We start from the raw sequence: 514 nt of genomic DNA on the forward strand, positions 1-514 counted from the left end.
GTAGCCAGAGAGCTGGAGAGAGAGTACAACTGCTCTATTGTCTTCCAGGAGGGGCAGGAGTTTGACAACCTTATTTCAGGAGAGCACGACAATCAGAGTCTTGAGTCCGTTTTGCAGTCACTTGAGTATATTTCAGGAATAAAATACAAGAAAAACAACCGTCATATACTTTTATATAAATAACTTACCAAAAAACAGATGCCTATGAATAAAACCTCAACTGCTTAATTATTTCTTATTTTATTAAAAAAGAGCAACCCTGTTCAGGGCTGCTCGGGATGATACTACAAAACAACCCTACTGTTTGCATCTTACGGTTGTTTGTGGTAAATCAGTTTAACAATCTCACTAAAATCATTAAACTTTACAAAGTTATGAATAATCTGACAGCTGTGAACAAAAATCTTAAAAACATTATTCTGTTTTTTTCTTTTCTCTGTCTGAACCTTTTGTTGGTAACTCCTTCCTACGGTCAGAACGTTAAGGAAAAAAACATCACATTTTATGTTAAAAA

The 514-nt window shown here is 34.6% G+C and carries 1 protein-coding gene; it reads left to right on the forward strand.

Annotation, left to right across the window (positions count from 1 at the left end; all coding sequences use genetic code 11):
• The coding region (locus B3Z75_RS01765; protein WP_294067128.1) for a DUF4974 domain-containing protein at positions 1-183 on the forward strand (183 nt) is incomplete at its 5' end.
• Positions 184-514 lie beyond the last annotated feature (331 nt).

Source organism: Proteiniphilum sp. UBA1028, assembly GCF_002316955.1.
Lineage (GTDB): Bacteria > Bacteroidota > Bacteroidia > Bacteroidales > Dysgonomonadaceae > Proteiniphilum.